Annotated in this window: 6 protein-coding genes and 1 pseudogene; 4 read left to right on the forward strand and 3 right to left on the reverse strand. The window is 70.1% G+C overall.

Annotation, left to right across the window (positions count from 1 at the left end):
• From P7D22_RS22180 to P7D22_RS22195, 4 genes are all read left to right on the forward strand, one after another.
• Nucleotides 1-1287, forward strand: a 1287-nt coding sequence (locus P7D22_RS22180) for an FUSC family protein (RefSeq protein ID WP_319936428.1), incomplete at its 5' end; no start/stop codon positions are given.
• Nucleotides 1284-1487 (forward strand): DUF1656 domain-containing protein, encoded by a 204-nt coding sequence (locus P7D22_RS22185; protein ID WP_319936429.1) that lies wholly within the window; start codon nt 1284-1286, stop codon nt 1485-1487. The genes P7D22_RS22180 and P7D22_RS22185, both read left to right, overlap by 4 nt.
• Nucleotides 1488-1506: 19 nt before the next feature.
• The gene (locus P7D22_RS22190) at nt 1507-2826 is read left to right on the forward strand and encodes an HlyD family secretion protein (protein WP_319936430.1); all 1320 of its coding nucleotides are present in this window, start codon (nt 1507-1509) and stop codon (nt 2824-2826) included.
• Nucleotides 2827-2901: 75 nt separating this feature from the next.
• Nucleotides 2902-3780, forward strand: coding sequence for an MBL fold metallo-hydrolase (locus P7D22_RS22195; RefSeq protein WP_319936431.1), 879 nt, complete (start codon nt 2902-2904; stop codon nt 3778-3780).
• Nucleotides 3781-3790: 10 nt separating this feature from the next.
• On the opposite strand, the gene P7D22_RS22200 is transcribed toward P7D22_RS22195, so the two are convergent.
• From P7D22_RS22200 to P7D22_RS22210, 3 genes and pseudogenes are all read right to left on the reverse strand, one after another.
• Nucleotides 3791-4021, reverse strand: a complete 231-nt coding sequence (locus tag P7D22_RS22200; protein WP_319936432.1) for a hypothetical protein — start codon at nt 4019-4021, stop codon at nt 3791-3793.
• Between the two features lie 80 nt (nt 4022-4101).
• Nucleotides 4102-4497, reverse strand: coding sequence for a hypothetical protein (locus tag P7D22_RS22205; protein ID WP_319936433.1), 396 nt, complete (start codon nt 4495-4497; stop codon nt 4102-4104).
• Nucleotides 4498-4567: 70 nt separating this feature from the next.
• Nucleotides 4568-5170, reverse strand: a pseudogene (locus P7D22_RS22210) (hypothetical protein); the annotation flags it as partial.

The following is a 5170-nucleotide window of genomic DNA, read 5'->3' on the forward strand; positions in this document are numbered from 1 at the left end:
TTGACCGGGCGGGCGCGCGCCGCCGCGGCCCGGGCCGCCGCCAGCAGCCTGCTGCGCCAGGTGTCGGCGGCGCGCGTCGTGTCCGGCTCCCTGGCGGCGCTCGGGCCGGACGGCGACGAGTCGCGGCAGAACCTCGTCCGGGCCCTCGAAGGCCAGCCGCACGAACCTCCGCAACGGCGCGCCCTTGCGGCCATCGCCGATCGCGAGGCGCCGCACCATCGCCTGATTGCGGCGGCCGCTTGCCTGGTGCTGATCGAGCAGGACCATCTCGCCACGGAGGCGCTGGCCGCCCTGCGGGCTGGCCGCCGGCCCGAGCAGCGCGCGCGGGTCCTCCTCTACCGGCCCTGGCCCGCGGCCCTGCGCAACGGGCTGCGCGCCTTTCTGGCCATGGCGATCGCAACCGTGGTGTTGTCGCTGACGGGGTGGCCCGCCTCGCTGACGGCGCTGGTTCAGATCGGCTCCTTTATCGGCCTCAGCGCCACCAACCCCAACCCGCGCGGCTTCGCGGTGGGGGCCCTGATCGCCATGCCGCTCGTGGTGGCGGCGGCCGGCATCACCGAATTCGTGCTGCTCGACGGCGTCGATGCCTTTCCGCTGCTGGTTCTCGCCATGGGGCCGACGATCTTCATCGCGGCCTTGCTGTTGTCCACCGGCAACCCGACGCATTTCGGCATCGGGTTCCTGCTGCTGGTGTTCTTCCCCGCGGTGCTGGGGCCCAGCAACCCGCAGGACTACAATCCGCAAAGCTATATCTTCTCGTCCTGCCTCAACGTGACGGCCGTCATCGGCTTGTTCATCCTGCTGTCGGTGGTGCTGCCGACAGGGCCGGACCGGCAGCGGGGCTGGATGCTGGCTTCCGCCCGCAAGGATCTGCGGGCCGCCGTGTTCGGGCCGCATCAACGCCTTCCGAACCTCCTGGGCTGCGTCTTCCGCGATGCCGACCGCATCGGCCAGATGGGCGGGCTCGGGCCCGACGCCAGCGGGACCGAGGATCTCCGCTACCTGATCCGGATGTCGGACCTCGCGGCCTGTGCGCGCCGCCTCCGCACGACCTTTGCGGAGAGACCGTTGCGGGAAGCCTGGCCCGGGGCACGCGCGGCGTTGCGGCGGCTCGACGCGGATCGCCTCCGCCAGCTCGGCCTCACGATGCTGCGTGACGAGCGGGGCGGGTCTGGCGGGCGGCACCGGTCGAGGCGTCAGGCCGGGATCGATCTGCTTTTCGCGGCCGTGCTGATCGAGCGCAGCCCGCGGGTGGTGGCCGAACTCCGGGAAGAACGCCCCGCATGATGCAGACCTTTCCCGAGCTGACGCTTGGCGGCGTGCTGGTGGCGCCTTTCGTGCTTTATGCCGGTCTGGCGCTGGTGGTTTTCCTGCTGCTGCGTCCGTTCTTGGCGCTGCTGGTCTTCGACCGCCTGTTCGCCAACCCGCCGGTGGTCCAGCTCAGCCTGTATGTGCTGATCCTGGCTGCCCTGATCGTGTTCTTGTGAAGGGGCGCCCGCATCCGTGATGGCTGAATCCGAACAGCGCCGCGCCGCCCCGTCCGGGCCCGACGCGGGAGACGAGCCCCGCCGCATCTTCGACGTCGCCTCGACGACGCCCGCGGGCGACAAGCCCGCCGATGCGCCCGCGCCCGAGCGGCCCCGTCCCGACCCCGACGAACGGCTTCAGGCCGGCACGCCGCCACCCCTCGTGGCCGCAGACGATGACGCCCCGCCGTCGCACCGGTTGCGCGGCGCGCTGAGCACCTTCGCCAAGAGCATCGCGACGCTGGCGATCATTCTGCTGGCGTTGCTGGCGAGCCTGTTGATCTGGGACTTCTACGTCACCGCCCCCTGGACCCGGGATGGCCGGGTGCGGGTGCAGGTGGCATCGGTGGCGCCGCAAGTGTCCGGGCAGGTCACCGATCTGCGGGTTCGCGACAACCAGTTCGTCCACAAGGGCGACACCCTTTACGTGATCGACAAGTTCGATTTCCAGCGCACGCTGAGCAGCGCCCAGGCGGCGCTGCGCTCCCGCGCGGCCGACCTGCAGGTCAAGAAGGTGCAGGCCGAACGCCGGCAACGTCTGAGCGACCTCGCCACCACGGCCGAGGAACAACAGCAATACGTCGGCAACGCCACCCAGGCGCAAGCCACCTTCGACGCGGCCCAGCAGGACGTCGACCAGGCCAACGTCAACCTGCTACGCACGGAGGTGAAGAGCCCCGTCAACGGCTATGTGACCAATCTGCTGATGCGAGTCGGCGATTACGCCCATGAGGGCACCAGCAACATCTCGGTCATCGATGCCGATTCCTATTGGATCGACGGTTATTTCGAGGAAACCAAGATGGCCCACATCTGCCTCGGCGATCGCGCCGAGGCGCAGCTGATGGGCTATCGCACCCCGATCCTCGGCACGGTCTCGACCGTGACGCGCGGCATCAGCGTGTCGGATGCGGCGCCGAGCACGCAAGGCCTGCCCAACGTCGATCCGGTCTACACCTGGGTGCGGCTCGCCCAACGGGTGCCGGTGCGCATCGCCATCACGCAGGTGCCCGACGGCGTGCCGCTCGTCAGCGGCATGACCGCCACCGTGACGATCCGCGATCCGGCGCCCCCCAGCACCGACCCGTGGCTCGTGCAGCGCTGGAACGCCGTCCACCAGCGGCTCGTCGATCTTGTCCAGCATCCACAGCCGCATGCCCGCTGCGTGCCGGTGATGGGTGGCGACGCAGCGGTGCCCAACATCCTCGAAGACTATGATCTGCCGCCGGCCCAGTCCCCCAGCCAGCTCAATCCCGGCCTGGCGCCCAGCATGACGGGGCAGCCGCGCCAGGACCATTAAGCCGCGGCATGGGGCGCCGCCCGGCAACCTCGTATGCCCGGCGCGCGTTCGCGGCATGCACTCCAGGAGTTTTCCATGACTGCCCAACCCGACCAGCAAGCCCCGTCGCTCAATCGCCGCAAGGTGGGCGACTATGTGGTGACCTATCTGAGCGACGGTTACCTCGACGGCTCGTTCGACTATCTGCAAGGCATCACGCCCGGCGAGGCCGAGCAGATGCTGACCGACGCCCACCGGCCCCCGTTGGCCCATATCTCGATCGCCAGCTACATCCTGCAGGGCAAGGGCCGCACCGTGCTGGTGGATGCCGGCACGGGCGGCTTCAACGGCTGGGGCGGCCGCTTCCCGGTGGCCTTGGCGGCGGCCGGCGTGGCGCCCGAGGATGTCGACACGATCCTGGTCAGCCATGGCCATGTCGACCACGTCGGCGGCCTGACGCTGCACGGCAAGCCGGTGTTCCCCAAGGCCGAGGTGGTGGTCAACGCCACTGAACTCGATTTTTGGCGCAACGACACCATCATGGCTTCGGTCGGCGACGACGCGAAGCCGTTCTTCGTGGCGGCCCGCACGGCCTTCGACGCGTATAACGACCGGCTGAAGCCGGTGGCGTCGGGCGGCGTCCTGCCGGGCGTCACCCTGGTGCCGCTGCCGGGCCACACGCCCGGCCATTCCGGGTTCCGGATCGAGGGTGGTTCCACCGGGCCGGACCTGCTGATCTGGACCGACATCACCCATATGGCCGATATCCAGATCGCCCGGCCTGAGGTGACGATCGGCTTCGACGTCGATCAGGACCAGGCGCGAGCGACCCGCATGCGGGTGTTCGACCAGGTGGCGAGCGAGCGGCTCGCTGTCGCCGGTATGCACCTCAACATGCCGGGCTTCATGACGCTGGAGCGTCGTGGCCATGGCTATGCCAAGGTCGACATGCCCTGGACGTCGGCGCTGCTCTGAGCCGCGGCCGTCAGCGTTTCCTGGGCGGGTAGAAGGCCGCACAGGGGGCGCTGACTTGGCTGCGCTTGTCCTGCATGCAGGCCGTGACCCGGTCGATGTCCGGCACGGCGGCACTACAAAGCCGCATCACGTCGTCGTAGCAGGCCGCTTGCTGGCGGTCCTGCAGCGACGGACCCGGCGCAAAGGCCGGCGTCGCCGCGAGAGCGCTGAAAAGTACGAGAACCCTGAATCCGTTGCGCATGGCCGTTTCCTCCGCCTTCGGGGCTGAGTGTGGCACGGCACCAGGCGGCCGTCAGGTCCGCGCTGGACCCGGCGACGGGATCAGGGGTGCGGCGCAAGGACCTTGGCCGGCACGCAGACCGGCGCGGCGCGGTGGTGGGGCCGCCGGTGGACGACGCGATGCACCCGTCGCGACCGGCCGATCCCGACCGGATAAGGCGCCGGCGCCAGGATCGCCACCTCGCCCGCAGCCGCGGCTTCGGCCGCAACGGTCGCTTCCCCGTCGCGCCAGCGCAGGCCAAGCGGCACCGCATCGTCGCCGTGCCAATAGGGCCTGTCGGGCGTGGCGCCGGGACGGTTCACGTCGCCGCCATACCGGTGAAAGCTGAAGATCGGCCAGCTTTCGCCGTCGTCCTCGACCACCCAGGCGCGGGCCGGGGCGACAAGGATCAGCAGCGCGAAGGCCGCCCCGGCGAGCGAAGGGGCATGGGAAGGCAAGCGGCAGGGGTCCTGGCTGTGGTCGGGTTTCCCCGTATCCTCGCGCACCAAGGTTGCGCGGGGATTGCGCTCAGCCCGGCTGGCGGCAGCGGCGGCCGAGGTCGAGCAGCACGAGGCCGCCGACCGCCAGCGCCACGCAGGCCCAGAACAAGGAATGGAACCCGAGGTGCGCCGCCCAGAGGCCAGCCGACAGCCCGGCCAGCAGGGCGCCGACCTGGCCCGTGTTGGCGTAAAGCGCCGCGGCGGCGCCGGCCCGGCCGGGCATCAGGTTCTGCAGGTAGCTGATGCCGACGCAGCTGATAAGCCCGATGCCGAGCGCCCGGGGCACCTGGCTGATCATCACGCCGCCGACCGAGGTGGCGAGCGCGAGGACGACGAAATGCGCCACGAAGGCCACGAAGCCTAAGGCCATGCCGCGATAGCTCACGAAGGCTCCCGGCCGCAGGGCGATCCCCATCATCACCGGCACTTCCAGGAAGGCGCACAGGCTGTAGGACAATCCCACCGCGCCCGTGCCGCCGCCGAGGTCCTGGATCAGCGTCACAGGGAGCGCCACGGCGCTGATGCCGAGCGCCATCGAGAACAGCGCCAAGCTGCCGGCCGCGAGCCACACGGCCGCCGACAAGCCGGAGCGGGCGGCAGCTTGGCGCTGTTCTCGATGGCGCTCGGCATC

The sequence above is a fragment of the Lichenihabitans sp. Uapishka_5 genome (genome assembly GCF_033947565.1).
In the GTDB taxonomy this organism is placed as follows: domain Bacteria; phylum Pseudomonadota; class Alphaproteobacteria; order Rhizobiales; family Beijerinckiaceae; genus Lichenihabitans.